This is a genomic window from Escherichia sp. E2661, from assembly GCF_004745185.1.
GTDB lineage: Bacteria > Pseudomonadota > Gammaproteobacteria > Enterobacterales > Enterobacteriaceae > Escherichia.
Genome location: NZ_PDIG01000017.1, coordinates 95,217 through 118,917 on the forward strand (window position 1 = coordinate 95,217; position 23,701 = coordinate 118,917).

General features: G+C 51.9%; 18 protein-coding genes and 3 pseudogenes. 12 read left to right on the top strand and 9 right to left on the bottom strand.

The window, feature by feature from the left end; genetic code table 11:
• Window positions 1–11: 11 nt before the first annotated feature.
• Both CRI63_RS08805 and CRI63_RS08810 read right to left on the bottom strand, forming a co-directional pair.
• On the bottom strand, window positions 12–1,148 hold the full coding sequence (locus CRI63_RS08805; protein WP_000364939.1) for an HlyD family secretion protein: 1,137 nt from the start codon (window positions 1,146–1,148) through the stop codon (window positions 12–14).
• Between the two features lie 2 nt (window positions 1,149–1,150).
• Window positions 1,151–1,513 (bottom strand): DUF3302 domain-containing protein, encoded by a 363-nt coding sequence (locus CRI63_RS08810; RefSeq protein ID WP_130215208.1) that lies wholly within the window; start codon window positions 1,511–1,513, stop codon window positions 1,151–1,153.
• A 535-nt stretch (window positions 1,514–2,048) separates the two neighbouring features.
• On the opposite strand from CRI63_RS08810, the pseudogene mtlA reads away from it, so the two are divergent.
• From mtlA to mtlR, 3 genes and pseudogenes are all read left to right on the top strand, one after another.
• Window positions 2,049–3,961 (top strand): annotated as a pseudogene (gene mtlA, locus CRI63_RS08815) (PTS mannitol transporter subunit IICBA).
• A 364-nt stretch (window positions 3,962–4,325) separates the two neighbouring features.
• Window positions 4,326–5,471 (top strand): mannitol-1-phosphate 5-dehydrogenase, encoded by a 1,146-nt coding sequence (gene mtlD / locus CRI63_RS08820; RefSeq protein WP_130206670.1) that lies wholly within the window; start codon window positions 4,326–4,328, stop codon window positions 5,469–5,471.
• Window positions 5,471–6,058 (top strand): mannitol operon repressor MtlR, encoded by a 588-nt coding sequence (mtlR, locus tag CRI63_RS08825; protein ID WP_130215204.1) that lies wholly within the window; start codon window positions 5,471–5,473, stop codon window positions 6,056–6,058. The genes mtlD and mtlR overlap by 1 nt, the downstream gene beginning before the upstream one ends.
• A 4-nt stretch (window positions 6,059–6,062) precedes the next feature.
• Here the strand turns inward: mtlR and yibT are convergent, their stop codons facing one another.
• The gene (gene yibT, locus CRI63_RS08830; protein ID WP_130215337.1) at window positions 6,063–6,272 is read right to left on the bottom strand and encodes a protein YibT; all 210 of its coding nucleotides are present in this window, start codon (window positions 6,270–6,272) and stop codon (window positions 6,063–6,065) included.
• Window positions 6,273–6,540: 268 nt separating this feature from the next.
• Between yibT and CRI63_RS08835 the strand changes: the two are divergent.
• From CRI63_RS08835 to CRI63_RS08845, 3 genes and pseudogenes are all read left to right on the top strand, one after another.
• Window positions 6,541–6,904: pseudogene (locus CRI63_RS08835) on the top strand (YibL family ribosome-associated protein).
• Window positions 6,905–7,442: 538 nt separating this feature from the next.
• Window positions 7,443–8,126, top strand: coding sequence for a DUF3251 domain-containing protein (locus CRI63_RS08840; RefSeq protein WP_135403693.1), 684 nt, complete (start codon window positions 7,443–7,445; stop codon window positions 8,124–8,126).
• Window positions 8,127–8,169: 43 nt separating this feature from the next.
• Window positions 8,170–12,606 (top strand): YadA-like family protein, encoded by a 4,437-nt coding sequence (locus CRI63_RS08845; RefSeq protein WP_135519256.1) that lies wholly within the window; start codon window positions 8,170–8,172, stop codon window positions 12,604–12,606.
• An 80-nt stretch (window positions 12,607–12,686) separates the two neighbouring features.
• Here CRI63_RS08845 and CRI63_RS24675 read toward each other — a convergent pair.
• A pseudogene (locus CRI63_RS24675) lies at window positions 12,687–12,801 on the bottom strand (hypothetical protein); the annotation flags it as partial.
• Between the two features lie 293 nt (window positions 12,802–13,094).
• Here CRI63_RS24675 and lldP point away from each other — a divergent pair.
• The 4 genes from lldP to trmL all read left to right on the top strand — a co-directional run bounded on the left by lldP (window position 13,095) and on the right by trmL (window position 17,292).
• Window positions 13,095–14,750: an L-lactate permease gene (gene lldP, locus CRI63_RS08850; RefSeq protein ID WP_130215198.1), complete on the top strand. Its 1,656-nt coding sequence runs from the start codon at window positions 13,095–13,097 to the stop codon at window positions 14,748–14,750.
• A complete protein-coding gene (gene lldR / locus CRI63_RS08855) occupies window positions 14,750–15,526 on the top strand; it encodes a transcriptional regulator LldR (protein WP_130222408.1) in 777 nt (258 codons plus the stop codon). Before lldP ends, lldR begins: the two co-directional genes overlap by 1 nt.
• Window positions 15,523–16,713, top strand: coding sequence for a quinone-dependent L-lactate dehydrogenase (gene lldD / locus CRI63_RS08860; RefSeq protein WP_130206682.1), 1,191 nt, complete (start codon window positions 15,523–15,525; stop codon window positions 16,711–16,713). The genes lldR and lldD overlap by 4 nt, the downstream gene beginning before the upstream one ends.
• Window positions 16,714–16,818: 105 nt before the next feature.
• A complete protein-coding gene (trmL, locus tag CRI63_RS08865) occupies window positions 16,819–17,292 on the top strand; it encodes a tRNA (uridine(34)/cytosine(34)/5-carboxymethylaminomethyluridine(34)-2'-O)-methyltransferase TrmL (RefSeq protein ID WP_000932351.1) in 474 nt (157 codons plus the stop codon).
• Window positions 17,293–17,344: 52 nt separating this feature from the next.
• On the opposite strand, the gene cysE is transcribed toward trmL, so the two are convergent.
• The 5 genes from cysE to CRI63_RS08890 all read right to left on the bottom strand — a co-directional run bounded on the left by cysE (window position 17,345) and on the right by CRI63_RS08890 (window position 20,618).
• Window positions 17,345–18,166 (bottom strand): serine O-acetyltransferase, encoded by an 822-nt coding sequence (gene cysE / locus CRI63_RS08870; protein WP_001277565.1) that lies wholly within the window; start codon window positions 18,164–18,166, stop codon window positions 17,345–17,347.
• Between the two features lie 79 nt (window positions 18,167–18,245).
• On the bottom strand, window positions 18,246–19,265 hold the full coding sequence (gene gpsA, locus CRI63_RS08875) for an NAD(P)H-dependent glycerol-3-phosphate dehydrogenase (RefSeq protein ID WP_112914747.1): 1,020 nt from the start codon (window positions 19,263–19,265) through the stop codon (window positions 18,246–18,248).
• On the bottom strand, window positions 19,265–19,732 hold the full coding sequence (gene secB / locus CRI63_RS08880; protein WP_130206686.1) for a protein-export chaperone SecB: 468 nt from the start codon (window positions 19,730–19,732) through the stop codon (window positions 19,265–19,267). The genes gpsA and secB overlap by 1 nt, the downstream gene beginning before the upstream one ends.
• Before the next feature lie 62 nt (window positions 19,733–19,794).
• Complete coding sequence (grxC, locus tag CRI63_RS08885) at window positions 19,795–20,046, bottom strand: glutaredoxin 3 (protein ID WP_000024392.1); 252 nt, start codon at window positions 20,044–20,046, stop codon at window positions 19,795–19,797.
• A gap of 140 nt (window positions 20,047–20,186) precedes the next feature.
• Entirely contained in the window at window positions 20,187–20,618 is a 432-nt protein-coding gene (locus CRI63_RS08890) for a rhodanese-like domain-containing protein (RefSeq protein ID WP_130215194.1), read from the bottom strand.
• A 243-nt stretch (window positions 20,619–20,861) separates the two neighbouring features.
• Between CRI63_RS08890 and gpmM the strand changes: the two genes are divergently transcribed.
• On the top strand, window positions 20,862–22,406 hold the full coding sequence (gpmM, locus tag CRI63_RS08895; protein ID WP_064526112.1) for a 2,3-bisphosphoglycerate-independent phosphoglycerate mutase: 1,545 nt from the start codon (window positions 20,862–20,864) through the stop codon (window positions 22,404–22,406).
• 33 nt (window positions 22,407–22,439) lie between these two features.
• Complete coding sequence (gene envC / locus CRI63_RS08900) at window positions 22,440–23,699, top strand: murein hydrolase activator EnvC (protein WP_001626259.1); 1,260 nt, start codon at window positions 22,440–22,442, stop codon at window positions 23,697–23,699.
• The last annotated feature ends 2 nt before the right edge of the window (window positions 23,700–23,701 follow it).

Sequence of the window (23,701 nt, forward strand, 5' to 3'; positions counted from 1 at the left end):
TGATATAAGTCTCAATGATCCAAATAAAGATAATGCATCCAACTGGTCATTCTTAGCAGTACCTTCCGCATCACCGAAACATGGCTGAAATGGTCGGAGTAAACTGCCACCTGGGCGTAGATGCCGTCGGGTAAGGCATCGATATCATCGTTAGGATCCAGTTCAATGGTTCCCAGCACACCGTCCGTGCCGGGCACGACCGTTAATGATTGCAGTACCCCCTGCGCCTGATACGAACCGCCAGGCACGACAGGTAAAATACTGGTCAGTTTGCCGTGGAACACCTGCCCAGGTAGCGCGTTAAACACTACTTCCGCATCATCGCCGGGTTTCAGACGTAACAGCGAGTTTTGCCGAAATTGGGCGACAATTTGCCGTTTTTGCTCGGGGATGAAAACCATCACCGGACGCAGCGGCAAGGCAGCTGCGTATGTACCTGGGCGGATCAGTACCTGAGTAACGTAGCCGTTGCTCGGCGCGCGAATGACAGTCTGCTCAAGATTATATTTTGCTTCAGTAAGTTGCGCTCTTAAGCTCACAATCTGCGATTGCTCGCCGTTAACCATGCTGTCGAGCTGGCTCTGGATCTGCGCCTGCTCCGCCACCGAGCCTTTCACTAACGCATCCTGCGCGAGAAAATTCTGCCGCGCATCGTCGATGTCACGTTCCGAGAACGGATTCACTGCCGCCTGGCTACCTTTCAGGTAGCGTTGATAATTTTTAAACAGCCGATCGCGCTCCGCTGAAACCTGAGTGGTGTTAGCCTGCGCTTCAGTGAGCTGCGCCCGCAGCGTTTTGATGTTATGCGTCGCCGTCATCAGATCAGCCTGAAGTCTGTCTACTCGCGCCTGGTAACGTACCGGGTCGAGCTTAAAAAGCACCTCGCCCTTCTGAATAAGCTGATTATTTTTATCGGTGACTTCAGTCACGATCCCCGTCACCTGTGGCGTAATGGGGATAGCTATCACTGCCTTTTGCGCCGTAAAAGTGTAGGGATGGTTATAATTCATCAATAAAATCAAACCACTCACCAAAAACACACCGCCGAGCGCCGCCGTCGCCAGCGTCCACTGATTCACCGGAATGCGGAAGATTTTAAAGACCGCCCACGCCAGCGCCACGTAAGTTAAGACAATCAACAGATCCATGATTAGATCTCCGGAAACGTGGAGTAGTCAGGTTTTTTCTCGGCGGCGAGTTGATGTTCCAGCCGGGAGATACGGTCAGAAAGCGCAGCGATGTCCGGGTCAGGCGCCCTCTCTTGCGGCGTAGTATGCGACTGCATGCCCCAGCCGCGCTCTGGCTGGTAGAGCGTCGCCCAGATCCACAGGAACGGCCAGATAACGTGCAGAGTAAACAGGCTCACCCAGCCCGCCGTATGAATAGCGTCGGCATGGGGATGGTTGCGCTTTTTGGCAATCAGATAAGGGATGTCATGTATCGCGATGATTCCATAAAAAATCACCAGAAAGACGAAGATCAGCACTCCCAACGCGAAATAGTTTAGAAACATAGCTGCCTCGAATTCACGCTTATCAGAGTTGTTATGGGCTGGCAGCCAGAGGGGAGTCAGGCTGATTATTTGACAATAATCCGGGTTTGCGATTCTCGCCATAACACCGAAGAATAATTTTTAGATGTGATGAGTTGCTTAGTTACATAACGAATTTATGACTAAGGAATAACATGCTGTAGATCACATCAGGTAAACGCCGTAAGAAAATATCTTGTGACTTAGATCACAAAGATTCAACAAACCGTCAAAACAAAAATGTGACGTTACTCACATTTAAATGCCATTTTTAGCGAAAATCACCGTCTTGTTGCTTTTTTACACAAGCGTTTTGTGATGAACATCACGTCAATTACCTCTCTACCCCCTATATTTATGTGACTGACATCACACAAAAGACCATCAACTGGACAGTTAACCGATTCAGTGCCAGATTTCGCAGTATCTACAAGGTCCGGCTACCTCTGCCGCCACATTAACAAAAAACCTCGGGCTTCCAGCCTGCGCGACAGCAAACATAAGAAGGGGTGTTTTTATGTCATCCGATATTAAGATCAAAGTGCAAAGCTTTGGTCGTTTCCTCAGCAACATGGTGATGCCGAATATCGGCGCGTTTATCGCGTGGGGTATCATCACCGCGTTATTTATTCCAACAGGGTGGTTACCGAACGAAACGCTGGCGAAGCTGGTCGGGCCGATGATCACCTATCTCCTGCCGCTGCTGATCGGTTATACCGGTGGTAAGCTGGTAGGCGGCGAACGTGGCGGCGTAGTCGGTGCCATCACCACCATGGGCGTTATCGTCGGCGCAGATATGCCGATGTTCCTCGGTTCTATGATTGCAGGTCCGCTGGGTGGCTGGTGCATTAAGCATTTCGACCGCTGGGTAGACGGTAAAATCAAATCCGGTTTTGAGATGCTGGTGAACAACTTCTCTGCCGGTATCATGGGGATGATCCTCGCTATTCTGGCATTCATGGGGATTGGTCCGCTGGTTGAAGCCCTGTCCAAAATGCTGGCTGCGGGCGTAACTTCATGGTTGTCCATGACATGCTGCCGCTGGCGTCCATCTTTGTTGAGCCAGCGAAAATCCTGTTCCTCAACAACGCCATTAACCACGGTATCTTCTCGCCGCTGGGTATTCAGCAGTCCCATGAACTGGGTAAATCCATATTCTTCCTGATTGAAGCTAACCCAGGTCCAGGTATGGGCGTGCTGCTGGCGTACATGTTCTTTGGTCGTGGTAGCGCTAAACAGTCTGCGGGCGGTGCGGCAATCATCCACTTCCTGGGTGGTATCCACGAAATTTACTTCCCGTATGTGTTGATGAATCCGCGTCTGATTCTGGCCGTTATCCTCGGCGGTATGACTGGCGTGTTCACGCTGACTATTCTGGGCGGTGGTCTGGTTTCTCCGGCATCTCCGGGTTCTATCCTCGCGGTACTGGCGATGACGCCAAAAGGTGCTTACTTCGCTAACATCGCGGGTGTGTGTGCGGCGATGGCAGTGTCCTTCGTTGTCTCTGCTATTTTGCTGAAAACCAGCAAAGTAAAAGAAGAGGATGACATTGAAGCTGCTGCACGTCGCGTTCAGGAAATGAAAGCTGAGTCTAAAGGCGCGTCTCCGCTGTCTGCTGGCGATGTGACTAACGACCTGAGCCACGTACGTAAAATCATCGTTGCCTGTGACGCCGGTATGGGTTCCAGTGCGATGGGCGCAGGTGTGCTGCGTAAGAAAATTCAGGATGCAGGTCTGTCGCAGATTTCTGTTACTAACAGCGCGATCAACAACCTGCCGCCGGATGTGGATCTGGTCATCACTCACCGTGACCTGACTGAACGCGCTATGCGCCAGGTGCCGCAGGCACAGCATATTTCGCTGACTAACTTCCTCGACAGCGGCCTGTACACCAGCCTGACCGAACGTCTGGTTGCTGCCCAGCGTCATACTGAAAACGAAGAGAAAGTAAAAGACAGCCTGAAAGACAGCTTTGACGATTCCAGCGCCAACCTGTTTAAGCTCGGTGCAGAGAACATCTTCCTCGGTCGCAAAGCGGCAACCAAAGAAGAAGCGATTCGTTTTGCTGGCGAGCAGCTGGTGAAAGGCGGTTATGTTGAGCCGGAATACGTACAGGCGATGCTGGACCGTGAAAAACTGACCCCGACTTATCTGGGTGAGTCTATCGCAGTGCCGCACGGTACGGTTGAAGCGAAAGATCGCGTACTGAAAACGGGCGTGGTGTTCTGCCAGTACCCGGAAGGCGTGCGCTTCGGTGAAGAAGAAGATGACATTGCCCGTCTGGTGATTGGTATTGCAGCCCGTAACAACGAGCACATTCAGGTTATCACCAGTCTGACCAACGCACTGGATGATGAGTCCGTCATCGAGCGTCTGGCACACACCACCAGTGTGGATGAAGTGCTGGAACTGCTGGCAGGTCGTAAGTAATCCAATCCCACCCTCTCCACATGGAGAAGGTGGGGCTGATTGCCTGATGCGCTTCGTTTATCAGGCCTACAAAACAAAGCGCAGTTTGTTGAATTTGCACATTCTTGTAGGCTGGATAAGGCGTTTACGCCGCATCCGGCACTGCCTCCTCTCCACATGGAGACGGTGGGGCTGATTGCCTGATGCGCTTCGCTTATCAGGCCTACAAAACAAAGCGCAATTTGTTGAATTTGCACGTTCTTGTAGGCCGGATAAGGCGTTTACGCCGCATCCGGCGCTGCCCCTCTCCTCACGGAGAGGGTTTGGGTGAGGGAAATGCCTCACCCCAGCCTCTCGGGTAAAAACATTGATGAAGGTTAATACTATGAAAGCATTACATTTTGGCGCAGGTAATATCGGTCGTGGCTTTATCGGTAAACTGCTGGCAGACGCGGGTATCCAACTGACGTTTGCCGATGTAAATCAGGTGGTGCTTGATGCCCTGAATGCCCGTCATAGCTATCAGGTTCATGTGGTCGGCGAAACCGAGCAGGTGGATACCGTTTCCGGTGTAAATGCCGTCAGCAGCATTGGTGATGATGTCGTTGATCTGATTGCTCAGGTTGATTTAGTCACTACCGCCGTTGGCCCGGTCGTGCTGGAACGTATAGCTCCTGCCATCGCTAAAGGGCTGGTGAAACGTAAAGAACAAGGTAATGAATCCCCGCTGAACATCATCGCCTGTGAAAACATGGTACGCGGCACCACGCAGCTGAAAGGCCATGTGATGAACGCCCTGCCGGAAGATGCCAAAGCGTGGGTAGAAGAGCATGTTGGCTTTGTCGATTCCGCCGTTGACCGCATCGTACCGCCTTCCGCTTCTGCAACTAACGATCCGCTGGAAGTCACGGTAGAAACCTTCAGCGAATGGATTGTTGATAAAACCCAGTTCAAAGGCACACTACCGAACATCCCAGGTATGGAATTAACAGACAACCTGATGGCATTTGTCGAGCGTAAACTCTTCACCCTGAACACAGGTCATGCTATAACCGCGTACCTCGGAAAACTGGCGGGCCATCAGACCATTCGTGATGCAATTCTCGACGAGAAAATCCGTGCAGTGGTAAAAGGTGCGATGGAAGAAAGCGGCGCTGTACTGATCAAGCGCTATGGCTTTGATGCTGACAAACATGCAGCATACATCCAGAAAATCCTCGGTCGTTTTGAAAATCCGTATCTGAAGGATGATGTGGAGCGTGTAGGGCGTCAGCCGCTGCGTAAACTGAGCGCTGGCGATCGTTTGGTAAAACCGCTGTTGGGTACGCTGGAGTACGGTTTGCCGCACAAAAATCTGATTGAAGGTATCGCCGCCGCGATGCATTTCCGTAGTGAAGATGATCCGCAGGCCCAGGAACTGGCGGCACTGATTACCGAGAAAGGCCCGCAGGAAGCGCTGGCGCAAATTTCTGGGCTTGATGCTAACAGCGAGGTAGTCGCCGAAGCAGTCACGGCTTATAACGCAAAATAATGGTAGACCAGGCGCAGAAAACCCTGCGCCTGAACAACAGATTGTCAGATATGCAGGCAACAATGGAACAAACCCAGGCCTTTGAAAACCGTGTGCTTGAGCGTCTGAATGCTGGCAAAACCGTGCGAAGCTTTTTGATCACCGCCGTTGATCTCCTGACCGAGGCGGTGAATCTTCTGGTGCTTCAGGTATTCCGCAAAGACGATTACGCGGTGAAGTATGCTGTAGAACCGTTACTCGACGGCGATGGTCCGCTGGGCGACCTTTCCGTGCGCTTAAAGCTGATTTATGGGCTTGGCGTGATTAGCCGCAACGAATATGAAGATGCGGAACTCTTGATGGCGCTACGTGAAGAGCTGAATCACGACGGTAACGAGTACGCCTTTACCGATGATGAAATTATTGGGCCATTTGGCGAGCTGCACTGCGTGGCGGCGATCCCTCCGCCGCCACAATTTGAACCAACGGATTCCAGTTTGTACGCGATGCAAGTTCAGCGTTACCAACAAGCTGTGCGATCAACAATGGTCCTTTCACTGACAGAGCTGATTTCCAAAATCAGCTTAAAAAAAGCCTTTCAAAAGTAAGCGATTACTGCTTCTCAACCTGCTTCGGCTGATAAAGTCGGCGATAATATTCCAGACGCTGGAGATATAACGGCACGCTTTCCTCAGGTATATCGGACGGAATCGCGTTACGAGGGGGAAGTTTATTCAGATACTCCCGAAACGCCTGGCTTGATGCCATGAAATCTACGGCTTTATCGATAAAAAGCGGAACGTTTTCACCTATTTTGCCCATCATAATATCTCCGTATTACCCCGCGCTGGGAATGCGCGGCCGCCAATTTTAGTTTAGATCCCGAACTGAATGACATTAAGGAAAACGTGCGAAATCCACAACGCCCTCCCCCAACAACAAAGAATACTCTTATTAATCAATAAATTATGAAATTTACGAACACAAGATTTGTTGCCCAACAAAACTATTACAACACCATCAGTTGTGAACAAAGCACCCCGTCGCGCATACTAGGGACTATAAATTTATCTTTATCAGAAGCCATCACATGAAAGAAGTCGAAAAAAACGAAATCAAAACGTCTCAGCGATCGTCTGGACGCCATCCGCCACCAGCAGGCTGACCTGTCGCTGGTTGAAGCCGCAGACAAATATGCCGAGCTGGAAAAAGAGAAAGCCACGCTGGAAGCTGAAATTGCCCGTCTGCGCGAAGTTCATAGCCAGAAACTCAGTAAAGAAGCACAAAAGCTGATGAAGATGCCGTTCCAGCGCGCGATTACCAAAAAAGAACAAGCTGATATGGGCAAGCTGAAGAAGAGTGTTCGCGGACTGGTGGTTGTGCACCCAATGACCGCACTGGGCCGTGAAATGGGCCTGGAAGAGATGACCGGGTTCTCAAAGACTGCGTTTTAAGTTCCCTTCAGCGCCATGTAACCACTGTTCCCACATTTCTACAGGCTCTTGCTGGCATATGCAGGAGCCTGTTTCAAATACCAAACATTCTTACCATTGCATGCTCCATGTTGCCCGATTGCTTGCATAAGCGTCGCAAGTCAAATTCTGAAAATATGTTGCGTAATAAAAGCGCTATATATAAATATTAAATATGATTACTCATATATCAATGCTTAATTATTTGTATTTCTCAACAAAAATCACATTTATTTTCTCAAAACATCCACCATATAAATATTAACGCCTTACCCTCTTCGCTTTTACTCCGTTAACCATTTGACATTGATTGACACTGATCATTAAAATTCGCGCGATTTACTCATTATCATCGACAAAACCAAACAATTTGACATTTAATAACATATTCTCAATGCTCATTAACTCAAAAATTCTCTCATACATTTTCATTGTGAATGCGAAACATTAAATCATTCATATAAAAAATAATTATATCGTAGTCATTAACACATCAGGATTATGAAAAGGAATTCATCCTATGAGCATAAGAAAAGCACTATCAAGCATGTTAACAATATCATCACTCTGCGCATTAACGGGGTGTGACTATATTGAAAAAGTAAACTCAATCGACCAGTTTGCCAAACAGCAAGCGTTGCAACAAAGTCAAATAGACGCGCTAAAAACGCAGCAAGAGCAATATAAAAGTAAAATTGAAATTTTTGAAAAACAACAAAATAGCATCATAACCAGTACCCAAACGCTTGCCAGCGTCGTGAAATCAGTCAAGGACAAGCAGGATGAATTCGTCTTCACTGAATTTAACCCAGCACAAACACAATACTTCATTTTAAATAACGGCTCAGTCGGTTTAGCAGGACGCATATTGTCTATTGATGCCGTGGAAAATGGCAGCGTCATTCGTATTTCACTGGTCAACTTATTAAGCGTTCCCGTATCTAATATTGGTTTCCATGCCACGTGGGGAAATGAAAAACCTGCCGACGCTAAAGACTTAGCAAAATGGCAGCAATTACTTTTCAGCACTTCAATGAACTCCTCACTGAAATTATTACCAGGTCAATGGCAAGACATTAACCTGACGCTGAAAGGCGTATCACCCAATAATTTGAAATACCTGAAACTCGCCATCAATATGGCAAATCTTCAGTTCGACGACCTTCACTCTGCTGCATCTCAGCAGCGAAAAAGCAAAAAATAAATGCAGCTTCTGCGCTTATATCAAGGAATAGAGAGCATCAATAATGAACAAAATATTTAAAGTTATCTGGAATCCGGCAACGGGCAGTTACAGCGTCGCCAGCGAAACGGCAAAAAGCCGTGGCAAGAAATCTGGGCGCAGTAAGCTGTTAATTTCTGCACTGGTTGCGGGTGGGTTGTTGTCGTCGTTTGGGGCGCTGGCAACAGGTAATGAACCTGGTACACCTGTTGGAACAGGAACTGGCTGGGTTACTATAGGCCAGGAGTCACGGGCAAATGCCTTTACAAGCGCCGATGGGGCCAGTACTGCTGTAGGTTATAAATCTTTCGCTGAAGGAGCCTGGAGTTCTGCTATTGGCGCAATGACCCATGCAATTGGCGATGCTTCAATGGCATTCGGCGTTAATGCCGTCTCAACAGGTCAACGAAGTATCGCTATGGGCGCATCGTCAAGTGCTGGTGGGGGATTTTCGATAGCGTTCGGGCGATATGCGAATTCGGGTGGTGATTATTCGATCGCGCAAGGGGATAAATCCAATGCTGCTGGTTTGAATGCCATTGCAGTGGGGAGAGGCAGTAGTGCGGCAGGCGAGAAAGCCATTGCACTGGGAAATGCCACTAAAGCTACAGAGATTATGAGCATCGCCCTCGGTGACTCTGCCAATGCGTCAAAAAAATATTCAATGGCGCTGGGAGCAAGTAGCGTCGCATCTGAAGAAAACGCGATTGCCCTGGGACGCAGCAGTGTAGCTAGCGGCACAGACAGCCTCGCTTTAGGCAGACAATCACTTGCCAGTGCAGCGAATGCCATTACGATTGGCGCAGAAAGCGAAGCCGCTGAAAATGCGACGGCTGTAGGTACTAACGCGAAAGCTCGAGGCAAAAACAGTCTGGCATTAGGTGCAAACAGTAATTCAACAGGTGAAGGTTCTGTTGCCCTGGGATATACAGCAGCGGCTACTGGGGCAAATGCTCTTGCCTTTGGGCAAAATGCGCAAGCATCAAACACAAACACCATCGCATTAGGCCAGAACAGCAGCGCATCAACCGCAAATGCTATTGCGATCGGGACAGGAAGTTCTGCGGATGGATCAAACAGTCTTGCATTGGGAAGTTCATCCTCTGCAGGAGGGAATAATTCCGTCGCGATTGGTGCAAACTCTACAGCAGGTGAGGACAATGTTGTGTCGGTCGGCTCTGGTTCAGCACAGCGTCGCATCGTCAATATGGCGGCAGGTACAATCTCAACGGACAGTAAAGAAGCCATTAACGGTTCACAGCTTTACGCCATTAGCCGCTCGGTAGCAGACAGGCTGGGAGGCGGAGCAGATGTAGCCAGTAACGGAACAATAATGGGGATGTCTTATCAACTGAAGAAAAAGAATTTCAATAACGTTGGTGAAGCACTCCAGTACCTTGACAATGAAACCCTGCACTGGGACTCATCTAATGGGGCTTTCAGCGCCAGTTATATTGTCAAAAATGCCGATGGTACGATTGCCAGTACCGTAGCAGAAAACAAAATCATCAATGTGAAAGATGGCGCCATTTCAGAAACCAGTAAAGATGCGGTTAACGGCTCGCAATTGTATGACCTGAAGCAGGACTCTTTGCTTTGGAATGATACCAAAAACGCCTTCAGCGCAGCACACGGCACTGATGCAGAGAGCAAAATCACCAACGTCAAAGCCGGTGACCTGACGGCTAACAGTACCGATGCCGTTAACGGCTCTCAGCTGAAAACCACCAACGATAACGTGGCGACGAATACCACCAATATCGCCACTAACACCACCAATATCACCAACCTGACTGACGCTGTTGACAGTCTCGGTGATGACTCTCTGCTGTGGAGTGATGCAGCGAAAGCATTCAGCGCCGCGCACGGCACCGAGGCCACCAGCAAAATCACCAACGTCAAAGCCGGTGACCTGACGGCTAACAGTACCGATGCCGTTAACGGCTCTCAGCTGAAAACCACCAACGATAACGTGGCAGCCAACACCACCAATATCGCCACTAACACCACCAATATCACCAACCTGACTGACGCTGTTGACAGTCTCGGTGACGATTCACTGCTGTGGAGTGATACAGCGGGTGCATTCAGTGCTGCACACGGAACACTCAAAACCGCCAGCAAAATTACCAACGTTGCAAATGGTGACATCTTAGCCAACAGTTCTGATGCTATTAATGGCTCACAACTTTATAGTTTAGCTGATTCCTTTACGACCTATCTTGGCGGTGGTGCCGATATCAGCGATACGGGCGAATTAACCGGACCAACCTACACTATTGGTGGTAAGCCCTACACTAACGTCGGTGCTGCACTGGAAGCCATTAACACGTCATTTAGCGCTTCGCTCGGTGATGCTCTGCTCTGGGATACTACCGCCAATAAATTTAGCGCCAAACACGGTGGCACCGCCAGCGTCATTACTGACGTCGCAGATGGTGTAGTTTCTAATACCAGCAGCGATGCCATTAACGGTTCGCAACTCTACGACACCAATAAGTACATTGCTGATGCCCTGGGGGGTAACGCAAAAGTTAACGCTGACGGTTCTATCGCTGCGCCAACTTATACAATCGCGGGTGGAAGTTACAACAACGTCGGTGAAGCTCTGGATGCGCTCGATGATAATGCCCTGCTGTGGGATGACGCTGCGGGTGCCTACAGCGCCAACCATAAAGGCAACGCCAGCAAAATCACCAATGTGGCTGATGGTCTGATTGAAGCGGGTAGCACCGACGCCGTCAACGGTTCCCAACTGAATGCCGCTAACCTGCTGATCGAGCAGAATAGCCAAATCATCAATCAGCTTGCCGGAAACACCGACACGACGTACATCGCAGAGAATGGTGCAGGTATTAACTATGTGCGTACCAACGACGACGGCTTAGCGTTCAACGACGCCAGCGCCTCTGGTATTGGTGCTACCGCAGTAGGCTATAACGCTGTTGCCTCTGGTGCCAGCAGTGTAGCTATTGGTCAGGACAGCATCAGCGAAGTTGACACGGGTATCGCCCTGGGTAGCAGCTCTGTTTCCGACCGTGTAATTGTTAAAGGTTCTCGTAACACCAGCGTAACGGAAAATGGCGTAGAGATTGGCTACGACACCACTGACGGTGAATTACTCGGCGCATTGTCGATTGGTGATGATGGCAAGTACCGTCAAATCATCAACGTAGCCGATGGTTCCGAAGCCCATGACGCCGTTACGGTTCGCCAGTTGCAGAATGCCATTGGTGCAGTCGCTACCACGCCGACCAAATACTTCCACGCTAACTCAACGGCTGAAGATTCACTGGCAGTCGGTGAAGACTCGCTGGCAATGGGTGCGAAAACCATCGTTAATGGTAACGCCGGTATTGGTATCGGCTTGAACACTCTGGTTCTGGCAGATGCGATCAACGGTATTGCTATCGGCAGTAACGCACGCGCAAACCATGCAAACAGTATTGCAATGGGTAATGGTTCTCAGACTACCCGTGGCGCGCAGACTGGCTACACCGGTTACAACATGGATGCACCGCAGAACTCTGTGGGCGAATTCTCTGTGGGCAGTGAAGACGGTCAACGCCAGATCACCAACGTCGCAGCAGGTTCGGCTGATACTGATGCGGTTAACGTTGGGCAGCTGAAAGTCACCGACGAGCGTGTGGCGCAAAACACCCAGAGCATTACTAACCTGAATACCCAGGTCACGAATCTGGATACACGCGTCACCAATATCGAAAACGGTATTGGCGATATCGTGACTACCGGTAGCACCAAATACTTCAAGACCAACACGACAGGTGTTGATGCCAACGCGCAGGGTCAAGATAGTGTCGCGATTGGTTCCGGTTCCATTGCTGCCGCTGATAACAGCGTCGCACTGGGTACGGGTTCCGTGGCAGATGAAGAAAATACGATCTCTGTCGGTTCTTCTACCAATCAGCGTCGTATCACCAACGTAGCCGCCGGTAAAAATGCTACCGACGCCGTTAACGTTGCGCAGTTGAAATCTTCTGAAGCAGGCGGTGTACGTTATGACACCAAAGCTGATGGTTCTATCGACTATAGCAACATCACCCTCGGTGGTGGCAACGGCGGTACGACTCGTATCAGCAACGTTTCCGCTGGCGTGAACAACAACGACGCGGTGAACTACGCGCAGTTGAAGCAAAGCGTGCAGGAAACAAAGCAATACACCGATCAGCGCATGGTTGAGATGGATAACAAACTGTCCAAAACCGAAAGCAAGCTGAGTGGTGGTATCGCTTCTGCAATGGCGATGACCGGCCTGCCGCAGGCTTACACGCCGGGCGCCAGCATGGCCTCTATTGGTGGCGGTACCTACAACGGTGAATCAGCTGTTGCTTTAGGTGTGTCGATGGTGAGCGCCAATGGTCGTTGGGTCTACAAATTACAAGGTAGTACCAATAGCCAGGGTGAATACTCCGCCGCACTCGGTGCCGGTATTCAGTGGTAATCATCCATTAACGAATGGGTAAACGCCAAATTGCCTGATGCGTTACGCGCATCAGGCCTACAGGAGGATGCTGCACATTCCTGTAGGCCTGATAAGGCGCTCACGCCGCATCCGGCAATGGTGACAAATGCCTGATGCAACGCTTGCGCGTCTTATCAGGCCTACAAATTCTCGCGCCATCCGTAGGCCGGATAAGCGCACCGGGTCAACAATCTAAGGGCAATTCTCTGATGAGGATTGCCCTTTTCTTTACCAGACATCTCCTCCTACAAAAATTGGCCCTACCAATTCTTCGCTTATCTGACCTCTGGTTCACAGTTCCCCAATTAAAACTCACATAACCGTTGCCAATTAATAACATTTGGTTAACCATTCATTGTCATTATCCCTACACTACAAAATTGGCAGTGCCACTTTTACACAACGTGTGACAAGGAGATGAGCAACAGACTCATTACACGATGTGCGTGGACTCCAGGAGACCTGCAATGAATCTCTGGCAACAAAACTATGATCCCGCCGGGAATATCTGGCTTTCCAGCCTGATAGCATCGCTTCCCATCCTGTTTTTCTTCTTTGCGCTGATTAAGCTCAAACTGAAAGGATACGTCGCCGCCACCTGGACGGTTGCCATCGCCCTGGCCGTGGCTTTGCTGTTCTATAAAATGCCGGTCGCCAACGCGCTGGCCTCGGTGGTTTATGGCTTCTTCTACGGTTTGTGGCCAATCGCGTGGATCATTATTGCGGCGGTGTTCGTCTATAAGATCTCGGTGAAAACCGGACAGTTTGACATTATCCGCTCGTCGATTCTTTCGATAACCCCAGACCAGCGTCTGCAAATGCTGATCGTCGGTTTCTGTTTCGGCGCATTTCTCGAAGGGGCTGCGGGCTTCGGCGCACCGGTGGCAATTACCGCCGCATTGCTGGTCGGCCTGGGCTTTAAACCGCTGTACGCCGCCGGACTGTGCCTGATTGTTAACACCGCGCCAGTGGCATTTGGTGCGATGGGTATTCCAATTCTGGTTGCCGGACAGGTAACGGGCATCGACAGCTTTGAGATCGGCCAGATGGTGGGTCGTCAGCTACCGTTTATGACCATTATCGTCCTGTTCTGGATCATGGCGATTATGGACGGCTGGCGCGGTATTAAAGAGACGTGGCCTGCGGTCGTGGTTGCAGGTGGTTCGTTTGCCATCGCACAGTATCTCAGCTCCAACTTCATTGGGCCGGAACTGCCGGACATTATCTCTTCGCTGGTATCGCTGCTCTGCCTGACACTGTTCCTCAAGCGCTGGCAGCCAGTACGCGTTTTCCGCTTCGGCGATCTGGGTGCATCGCAGGTTGATATGACGCTGGCTCACACAGGTTACACGGCGGGTCAGGTGCTGCGAGCCTGGACACCGTTCCTGTTCCTGACCGCCACCGTAACACTTTGGAGTATCCCGCCGTTTAAAGCACTTTTCGCTTCGGGCGGCGCACTTTATGAATGGGTGATCAACATTCCGGTGCCGTATCTCGACAAACTGGTTGCCCGTATGCCGCCAGTGGTCAGCGAGGCTACAGCCTATGCCGCCGTGTTTAAGTTTGACTGGTTCTCTGCCACCGGCACCGCCATTCTGTTTGCTGCGCTGCTCTCGGTTGTCTGGCTGAAGATGAAACCATCTGACGCTCTCAGCACCTTCGGCAGCACGCTGAAAGAACTGGCGCTGCCCATCTACTCCATCGGTATGGTGCTGGCGTTCGCCTTTATCTCGAACTATTCCGGGCTGTCGTCAACACTGGCGCTGGCACTGGCGCACACCGGTCATGCATTCACCTTCTTCTCGCCGTTCCTCGGCTGGCTGGGGGTATTCCTGACCGGGTCGGATACGTCATCTAACGCTCTGTTTGCCGCTCTGCAAGCCACGGCCGCACAACAAATTGGCGTCTCTGACCTGTTGCTGGTTGCCGCCAATACCACCGGCGGTGTTACCGGGAAGATGATCTCCCCGCAATCCATCGCTATCGCCTGTGCGGCGGTAGGCCTGGTTGGCAAAGAGTCAGACCTGTTCCGCTTTACCGTCAAACACAGCCTGATATTCACCTGTATGGTGGGCGTGATCACCACGCTTCAGGCTTACGTCTTAACGTGGATGATTCCTTAATGATTGCTACACCCAGACGCCTGTCAGACGAAGTTGCCTCCCGTGTGCGGGCGCTGATTGATGAAAAACAGCTGGAGGCGGGCATGAAGTTGCCCGCTGAACGCCAACTGGCGATGCAACTCGGCGTGTCGCGTAATTCACTGCGCGAAGCGCTGGCAAAACTGGTGAGCGAAGGCGTACTTCTTAGTCGTCGCGGTGGTGGCACATTTGTGCGCTGGCGTCATGACGCGTGGTCGGAGCAAAACATCGTCCAGCCGCTAAAAACGCTGATGGCCGATGATCCGGATTACAGTTTCGATATTCTGGAAGCCCGCTACGCCATTGAAGCCAGCACCGCATGGCATGCAGCGATGCGCGCCACGCCTGGTGACAAAGAGAAAATTCAGCTTTGCTTTGAGGCAACGCTCAGCGAAGACCCGGACCTCGCTTCGCAAGCGGACGTTCGTTTTCATCTGGCGATTGCCGAAGCCTCGCATAACATCGTGCTGCTACAAACCATGCGTGGTTTCTTTGATGTTCTGCAATCCTCGGTGATGCAAAGCCGTCAACGGATGTATCTCGTGCCGCCCGTTTTTTCACAACTGACCGAGCAGCATCAGGCGGTCATTGACGCCATTTTTACCGGGGATGCCGACGGTGCGCGTAAAGCGATGATGGCGCATCTCAGTTTTGTCCACAGCACCATGAAAAGATTCGATGAAGATCAGGCGCGCCGTGCACGTATTACCCGCCTGCCCGGTGAGCATAATGAGCATTCGAGGGAGAAAAACGCATGATTATTTCTGCAGCCAGCGATTATCGCGCCGCAGCACAACGCATTCTGCCGCCGTTCCTGTTCCACTATATGGATGGCGGCGCATATTCTGAATATACCCTGCGTCGTAACATGGAAGATTTATCAGAAGTGGCGCTGCGCCAGCGTATTCTGAAAAACATGTCCGACTTAAGTCTGGAAACGACGCTGTTTAATGAGAAATTGTCGATGCCGGTAGCGCTGGCTCCAGTGGGCTTGTGCGGCATGTATGCGCGACGCGGCGAAGTTCAGGCCGCAAAAGCGGCGGATGCGCATGGCATTCCGTTTACCCTCTCGACGGTTTCCGTTTGCCCGATTGAGGAAGTCGCACCCGCCATCAAGCGCCCAATGTGGTTCCAGCTTTACGTACTGCGCGATCGCGGTTTTATGCGTAACGCACTGGAACGAGCAAAAGCCGCGGGGTGTTCGACGCTGGTTTTCACCGTGGATATGCCAACACCGGGCGCACGTTACCGTGATGCGCACTCGGGGATGAGCGGCCCAAATGCGGCAATGCGCCGCTACCTGCAGGCGGTGACTCACCCACAATGGGCGTGGGATGTGGGCCTGAATGGTCGTCCACATGATTTGGGTAATATCTCGGCTTACCTTGGCAAACCGACCGGGCTGGAAGATTACATCGGCTGGCTGGGGAATAACTTCGATCCGTCCATCTCATGGAAAGACCTTGAGTGGATCCGCGATTTCTGGGATGGCCCGATGGTGATCAAAGGGATCCTCGACCCAGAAGATGCGCGTGATGCGGTACGTTTTGGCGCTGACGGGATTGTGGTTTCTAACCACGGCGGTCGTCAGTTAGATGGCGTGCTCTCTTCTGCCCGCGCACTGCCTGCTATTGCGGATGCGGTGAAAGGTGATATCGCCATTCTGGCAGATAGCGGCATTCGTAACGGGCTTGATGTCGTGCGTATGATTGCGCTCGGTGCCGATACCGTACTGCTGGGTCGTGCTTTCCTGTATGCGCTGGCAACAGCGGGCCAGGCGGGCGTGGCTAACCTACTGAATCTGATTGAGAAAGAGATGAAAGTGGCGATGACGCTGACGGGCGCGAAATCGATCAGTGAAATTACGCAAGATTCGTTGGTGCAGGGACTGGGTAAAGAGTTGCCTGCGGCGCTGGCTCCGATGGCGAAAGGGAATGCGGCATAGTCGTTTGAGCCCCCTCGCCCCTCTGGGGAGAGGGCCGGGGTGAGGGGAAAAGGCCGCACGGCTCACCAATTTTCTGCTATCCTGCCCCCGCACTAAGGGGGCAGTATGCTAAACATCGTACTTTACGAACCAGAAATTCCGCCAAATACTGGCAACATCATCCGTCTTTGCGCTAATACCGGCTTTCGTCTGCATATCATCGAACCAATGGGATTTGCCTGGGACGATAAGCGCCTGCGCCGCGCAGGGCTGGACTACCACGAATTTACCGCCGTTACGCGCCATCATGACTACAGCGCGTTCCTCGAAGCAGAAAATCCCCAGCGCCTGTTTGCTCTCACTACAAAAGGTACGCCCGCACATAGCGCCGTAAGCTATCAGGATGGCGACTATCTGATGTTCGGCCCGGAAACACGCGGCCTGCCAGCGAGCATTCTTGATGCCCTGCCCGCTGAACAAAAAATTCGGATTCCAATGGTGCCGGACAGCCGCAGTATGAACCTGTCCAATGCGGTGTCGGTAGTGGTGTATGAAGCCTGGCGGCAGCTGGGGTATCCGGGAGCGGTGTTGAGAGATTAGTTACTGTATGCCGGATAGATGATTACATCGCATCCGGCACAATCACAGGACGTCAGATCCCATCACCATACTCAAACGTATGGTTAATACCGTTGAAATGCTGATCCATATCCATCGACGGCTTATCGCTGTCTGGTTTACCGACAATGCGTGCCGGAACGCCAGCGGCGGTAGTATGCGGCGGCACCGGTTGCAGCACCACGGAACCTGCGCCAATCTTCGCGCCGCGCCCAACTTCAATATTGCCGAGAATTTTCGCGCCCGCGCCAATCATCACGCCTTCACGAATTTTCGGGTGACGGTCACCGCTGGTTTTCCCAGTACCGCCAAGGGTGACGGATTGCAGAATCGACACGTCGTTTTCAATCACCGCCGTTTCACCAACGACAATGCCCGTCGCATGGTCGAGCATAATGCCACGGCCAATTTTTGCTGCCGGGTGAATATCGACCTGGAACGTCACAGAAACCTGGTTTTGCAGAAAAATAGCCAGTGCGCGACGGCCCTGATTCCACAGCCAGTGACCGATGCGATACGCCTGCAAGGCATGAAAACCTTTCAGGTATAACAACGGCGTTGAGTATTTATCCACCGCCGGGTCGCGGGTACGCACCGCCTGAATATCGCAGGCCGCAGAAGCGATCATTTCCGGGTCGGCGGCATAGGCTTCTTCCACCACTTCACGGATAGCAATGGCAGGCATGATTGGCGATGACAGCTTGTTCGCCAGCATGTAGCTCAGCGCACTGCCAAGGTTTTCGTGCTTGAGTAGTGTCGCGTGGTAAAAACTGGCCAGCATTGGCTCACAGTCCGCCAGCGTTCTGGCTTCAGCTTTAATATTGTTCCAGACAATTTCCAGTTCTTCACACGACATTGCTTACTCCACACGATGAGATAATGACCGGCCCGTTCTGCGCGGGCCGGGTCATAGCGGTAACAAAGGTTCCCTGGGTTTAGTGGCTGCTGCGCTCGTCCTTGCGTGCACGACCTAGTAAAGTCAATGCTGCCTCGCGCGCGTTTTTTCCGCAATATAATACTTGATAAATTTCCTCGGTTATTGGCATTTCAACGCCGAAGCGATGCGCCAACTCGCGGACTTCTTTCGTATTGCGGTAGCCTTCCACCACCTGACCAATCTTCTCCTGCGCGCTTTGTACATCCATGCCCTGACCGAGCATCATGCCAAAACGGCGGTTACGCGACTGGTTGTCGGTACAGGTAAGCACCAGATCGCCCAGCCCCGCCATGCCCATAAAGGTGGCAGGATCGGCACCCAGCGCCGCGCCAAGACGCGACATCTCAGCCAGACCACGGGTAATTAGCGCCGTTCGTGCATTCGCGCCAAAACCGATACCGTCGGACATCCCCGCGCCAATGGCAATGACGTTTTTCACCGCGCCGCCAAGCTGCACGCCAATGAAATCCGGATTGCTGTAAACGCGGAAACTTTTGCCACAGTGCAGCAACTGCTGGAGATCATCGGCGAAGGTCTGGTCGGTAGAGGCCAGCGAAATAGCCGTCGGTAAACCTGCTGCCAGTTCTTTCGCAAATGTTGGGCCAGAGATAACCGCTAGCGGAATTTGATCGCCTAACGCCTCACGCGCCACGTCCTGTAACAGACGCCCGGTTTCCGCTTCCAGACCTTTAGTCGCCCACACCAGACGCGCATCAGAACGCATCAGCGGTTTAATCTGGCGCAGCACTTCACCAAAGACATGGCTGGGTACGACGACGAGAATATTACGGCTGGCTGCCAGCGCGGTGGCGAGATCGCTTTCAAGATGGAGCGTATCGGGAAAAGGCACATCGGGGAGAAACGCGGCGTTACAGCGGTCGCGTTCAAGCGTTGCGATATGTTCAGGGTCATGGCCCCAGAGGACAACCTCGTGGCCATTTCTTGCCAGGGTGATGGCAAGAGCGGTGCCGTACGAGCCGGCACCGATCACAGTCATTGAAGCATTACGTTGATTCATCAGGCATCCTGATGTTCTTCAGTACCTTCGCCAGCCTGCTGCTGCAAATAGTTCATGAACAGCGCATCGAAGTTAACCGGCGCAAGGTTCAGTTGCGGGAATGTACCGCGGGATACCATGCTGGTGATGCATTCACGAGCATACGGGAACAGAATGTTCGGGCAGTATGCGCCCAGGCAATGTGCCAGCTGGGTGCCTTCGATACCCGCGATGGAGAAAATACCGCCCTGCTGAACTTCACACAGGAACGCAGTTTCTTCGCCCAGGGATGCCGTTACGGTAACACGCAGTACCACTTCGTAAACGTCATCTGCCAGTTGAGAAGATGCCGTATCCAGATCAAGTTTAACTTCTGGCTGCCAATCTTTCTGGAAAACGTGCGGCGCGTTCGGCGCTTCGAAAGAAATATCCTTGGTATAAATACGTTGGATCTGGAAAGTCATTTCGGTGTTGTTTTGTTCTGACATGTGTAGAAAACCCTTAAGTGTTGTCCTTAAATACTGCGCAATGTAATGCCAACGTTCACACGTTATTTCAGCAGGGGATCCAGTCCACCACGTGCATCCAATGCATACAAGTCATCACAGCCGCCAATGTGCTGTGCGTCAATAAAAATCTGGGGAACCGTGGTGCGACCGCTGCGTTTGATCATCTCTTCACGCTTAGCGGCGTTGCCATCGATCGGCAGCTCCTGAAAACTCACGCCCTTGCTGCTCAACAGTGCTTTTGCACGATGGCAATACGGGCAGGTTTCTTTGGTATAGATTTCAACATTGGCCATAACTTAGCTCCTGTTTTTTACCCTGAAATTTCATGTTGCAGGGCGGCAGCAAAATGGAGTGTCCCCAGAAGCTTATAACAATAAGTCGCTGGGGGCATAATTGCAGCTAACGGCCTGCATCATGAAAGACGACAGGTAAATTATTTGCCGCGCACCAGAGGCAAGTTTTCGCCAGCCCAGCCAGCGACGCCGTCTTTCAGCACGAATACTTGCGCAAAACCAGCTTTCGTCAGCGCGTTTGCAGGCTCCTGGCACTGCATGCCAGAACCGTCTACCACGATAACCGGTTTGTCTTTGTGCTTCTCAAGCTCACCAACATTGTTGGCTTTGATTTCGCTCGGCAACAGATTGATAGATCCTGCGATATGGCCTTTACGGAAGTCATCACGCTGACGTAAATCCACAACCACAGCGTCTTCTTTGTTGATCAGACGCGTAGCTTCACCACGAGTAATCACCTTAACTTTCGAGGTCAGGCTCTTAAACGTAGTGACAAGAACCGCCACCAGTAACGCGATCCAGGCGATACTCAGTATGGGATGACGGCCAACAAATTGCATAATTTCTTGCATGGGGGGTAACAACTCCCGACGTAGTGATTAAAAAACCAGGAAAGGAGTATACCTGCGCAGTGCGGCAAATACAGCCAGCGCGTTAACTGGAATGCAATTTTGCGGGGCGCTACGAAAAAAAATCGCAAATCTGGCATCGGCTTGCCGCGAGCGGTCGTATATTTTGATCTTCAGAGGCTATTTTATCGATTCAGCTGTAGTAAAATTACGCAAATTTTGACTCTTGAGTATGAGGTTGTCGCAATGTCGGTTTCTAAAAAACCTATGGTACTGGTGATTCTGGATGGCTATGGCTATCGCGAAGAACAGCAGGATAACGCCATTTTTAGTGCTAAAACCCCGGTAATGGATGCACTGTGGGCCAATCGTCCGCATACCCTGATCGACGCTTCCGGTCTGGAAGTCGGTCTGCCTGACCGTCAGATGGGTAACTCCGAAGTAGGTCACGTTAACCTGGGTGCCGGCCGCATCGTGTATCAGGACCTGACTCGTCTGGACGTTGAAATCAAAGATCGCGCTTTCTTTGCTAATCCGGTGCTGACTGGTGCGGTAGATAAAGCGAAAAATGCGGGCAAAGCAGTACACATTATGGGTCTGCTCTCCGCAGGGGGCGTACACAGCCACGAAGATCACATCATGGCGATGGTAGAACTGGCAGCTGAACGCGGTGCAGAAAAAATCTACCTGCACGCATTCCTTGACGGTCGCGACACTCCGCCGCGCAGTGCTGAATCTTCGCTGAAAAAATTCGAAGAGAAATTTGCCGCACTGGGCAAAGGTCGCGTAGCGTCCATCATTGGCCGTTACTACGCGATGGACCGCGACAACCGTTGGGATCGCGTTGAAAAAGCTTATGACCTGCTGACTCTGGCGCAGGGTGAATTCCAGGCCGATACTGCCGTTGCTGGTTTGCAGGCTGCTTATGCTCGCGACGAAAACGACGAATTCGTGAAAGCGACCGTTATTCGTGCAGAAGGCCAGCCAGATGCAGCAATGGAAGACGGCGACGCGCTGATTTTCATGAACTTCCGTGCTGACCGTGCGCGTGAAATCACTCGTGCATTCGTGAACGCTGATTTTGACGGCTTCGCGCGTAAGAAAGTGGTTAACGTCGATTTCGTGATGCTGACCGAATACGCCGCTGACATCAAAACCGCAGTGGCTTACCCACCGGCTTCCCTGGTTAACACCTTCGGCGAGTGGATGGCGAAAAACGACAAAACTCAGCTGCGTATTTCCGAAACTGAAAAATATGCTCACGTCACTTTCTTCTTTAACGGTGGTGTAGAAGAGTCGTTCAAAGGCGAAGACCGCATTCTGATCAACTCGCCGAAAGTCGCTACCTACGACCTGCAGCCGGAAATGAGCTCCGCAGAGCTGACCGAAAAACTGGTTGCGGCAATCAAGAGCGGCAAATACGACACCATTATCTGTAACTATCCGAACGGCGACATGGTAGGTCACACCGGGGTGATGGAAGCGGCGGTTAAAGCGGTAGAAGCGCTGGATCACTGTGTTGAAGAAGTGACAAAAGCCGTTGAGTCCGTGGGTGGACAACTGCTGATCACCGCTGACCACGGTAACGCTGAACAGATGCGCGATCCGGCAACGGGTCAGGCACACACGGCACACACCAACCTGCCAGTTCCGCTGATTTACGTTGGTGATAAGAACGTGAAAGCGGTTGAAGGCGGTAAGCTTTCTGACATCGCACCGACCATGTTGTCGCTGATGGGGATGGAAATCCCACAAGAGATGACTGGTAAGCCGCTGTTCATCGTGGAATAATCCCTCCCCATGAGGGGAAAGGCGATTAATACCATGACACGGGCCACGAAACCGCGCAGGTTTGCAGTCAGGCCCATCATTTACGCCAGCGTTCTTAGCGCTGGCGTATTGTTGTGCACGTTTTCCGCCCACGCGGATGACCGCGATCAACTCAAATCTATTCAGGCCGATATCGCCGCGAAAGAGCGCGCGGTACGCCAACAGCAGCAACAACGCTCAAGCCTGCTTGCTCAGCTGAAAAAGCAGGAAGAGGCGATCTCCGAAGCCACCCGCAAGCTGCGCGAAACGCAAAACACGCTCAATCAACTGAATAAACAGATTGATGAGATGAACGCGTCGATTGCCAAACTGGAGCAGCAAAAAGCCGCCCAGGAACGCAGCCTCGCCGCGCAACTGGATGCCGCGTTTCGTCAGGGTGAACATACCGGTATTCAGCTGATTCTCAGCGGTGAAGAAAGCCAGCGCGGTCAACGATTGCAGGCTTACTTCGGCTATCTCAACCAGGCGCGACAAGAAACCATCGCCCAGTTGAAGCAAACGCGTGAAGAAGTCGCCATGCAGCGTGCTGAACTGGAAGAGAAACAAAGCGAGCAACAAACGCTGTTATATGAGCAGCGTGCCCAACAGGCGAAACTGACTCAGGCGCTGAACGAGCGTAAAAAGACGCTGGCGGGGCTGGAATCTTCCATCCAGCAAGGTCAGCAGCAGCTAAGTGAACTGCGTGCCAACGAATCCCGTCTGCGTAACAGCATTGCCCGTGCAGAAGCGGCAGCGAAAGCGCGTGCTGAACGTGAAGCGCGCGAAGCCCAGGCGGTTCGCGACCGTCAGAAAGAAGCGACGCGTAAAGGCACCACCTACAAACCGACTGAAAGCGAAAAATCGCTGATGTCCCGTACCGGTGGTCTGGGCGCGCCGCGCGGTCAGGCATTCTGGCCGGTTCGCGGGCCAACGCTGCATCGCTATGGCGAACAGCTACAAGGCGAACTGCGTTGGAAAGGGATGGTTATCGGTGCTTCTGAAGGTACTGAAGTTAAAGCGATTGCCGACGGTCGGGTGATTCTGGCTGACTGGCTGCAAGGCTACGGTCTGGTGGTGGTGGTTGAGCACGGTAAAGGCGACATGAGTCTTTACGGCTATAATCAGAGCGCACTGGTGAGCGTTGGTTCGCAGGTTCGCGCGGGCCAGCCAATTGCACTGGTGGGCAGCAGTGGTGGTCAGGGTCGACCTTCACTCTATTTCGAAATTCGCCGCCAGGGTCAGGCGGTCAATCCACAACCGTGGTTGGGAAGATAAGT

Coding starts and splice junctions, on each gene's coding strand:
- CRI63_RS08810 (WP_130215208.1), bottom strand. CDS start 1,513: ATGTTTCTAAACTATTTCGCGTTGGGAGTGCTGATCTTCGTCTTTCTG.
- CRI63_RS08890 (WP_130215194.1), bottom strand. CDS start 20,618: ATGCAAGAAATTATGCAATTTGTTGGCCGTCATCCCATACTGAGTATC.
- cysE (WP_001277565.1), bottom strand. CDS start 18,166: ATGTCGTGTGAAGAACTGGAAATTGTCTGGAACAATATTAAAGCTGAA.
- mtlD (WP_130206670.1), top strand. CDS start 4,326: ATGAAAGCATTACATTTTGGCGCAGGTAATATCGGTCGTGGCTTTATC.
- secB (WP_130206686.1), bottom strand. CDS start 19,732: ATGTCAGAACAAAACAACACCGAAATGACTTTCCAGATCCAACGTATT.
- gpmM (WP_064526112.1), top strand. CDS start 20,862: ATGTCGGTTTCTAAAAAACCTATGGTACTGGTGATTCTGGATGGCTAT.
- CRI63_RS08805 (WP_000364939.1), bottom strand. CDS start 1,148: ATGGATCTGTTGATTGTCTTAACTTACGTGGCGCTGGCGTGGGCGGTC.
- CRI63_RS08845 (WP_135519256.1), top strand. CDS start 8,170: ATGAACAAAATATTTAAAGTTATCTGGAATCCGGCAACGGGCAGTTAC.
- gpsA (WP_112914747.1), bottom strand. CDS start 19,265: ATGAATCAACGTAATGCTTCAATGACTGTGATCGGTGCCGGCTCGTAC.
- CRI63_RS08840 (WP_135403693.1), top strand. CDS start 7,443: ATGAGCATAAGAAAAGCACTATCAAGCATGTTAACAATATCATCACTC.
- grxC (WP_000024392.1), bottom strand. CDS start 20,046: ATGGCCAATGTTGAAATCTATACCAAAGAAACCTGCCCGTATTGCCAT.
- lldP (WP_130215198.1), top strand. CDS start 13,095: ATGAATCTCTGGCAACAAAACTATGATCCCGCCGGGAATATCTGGCTT.
- lldR (WP_130222408.1), top strand. CDS start 14,750: ATGATTGCTACACCCAGACGCCTGTCAGACGAAGTTGCCTCCCGTGTG.
- envC (WP_001626259.1), top strand. CDS start 22,440: ATGACACGGGCCACGAAACCGCGCAGGTTTGCAGTCAGGCCCATCATT.
- trmL (WP_000932351.1), top strand. CDS start 16,819: ATGCTAAACATCGTACTTTACGAACCAGAAATTCCGCCAAATACTGGC.
- lldD (WP_130206682.1), top strand. CDS start 15,523: ATGATTATTTCTGCAGCCAGCGATTATCGCGCCGCAGCACAACGCATT.
- mtlR (WP_130215204.1), top strand. CDS start 5,471: ATGGTAGACCAGGCGCAGAAAACCCTGCGCCTGAACAACAGATTGTCA.
- yibT (WP_130215337.1), bottom strand. CDS start 6,272: ATGGGCAAAATAGGTGAAAACGTTCCGCTTTTTATCGATAAAGCCGTA.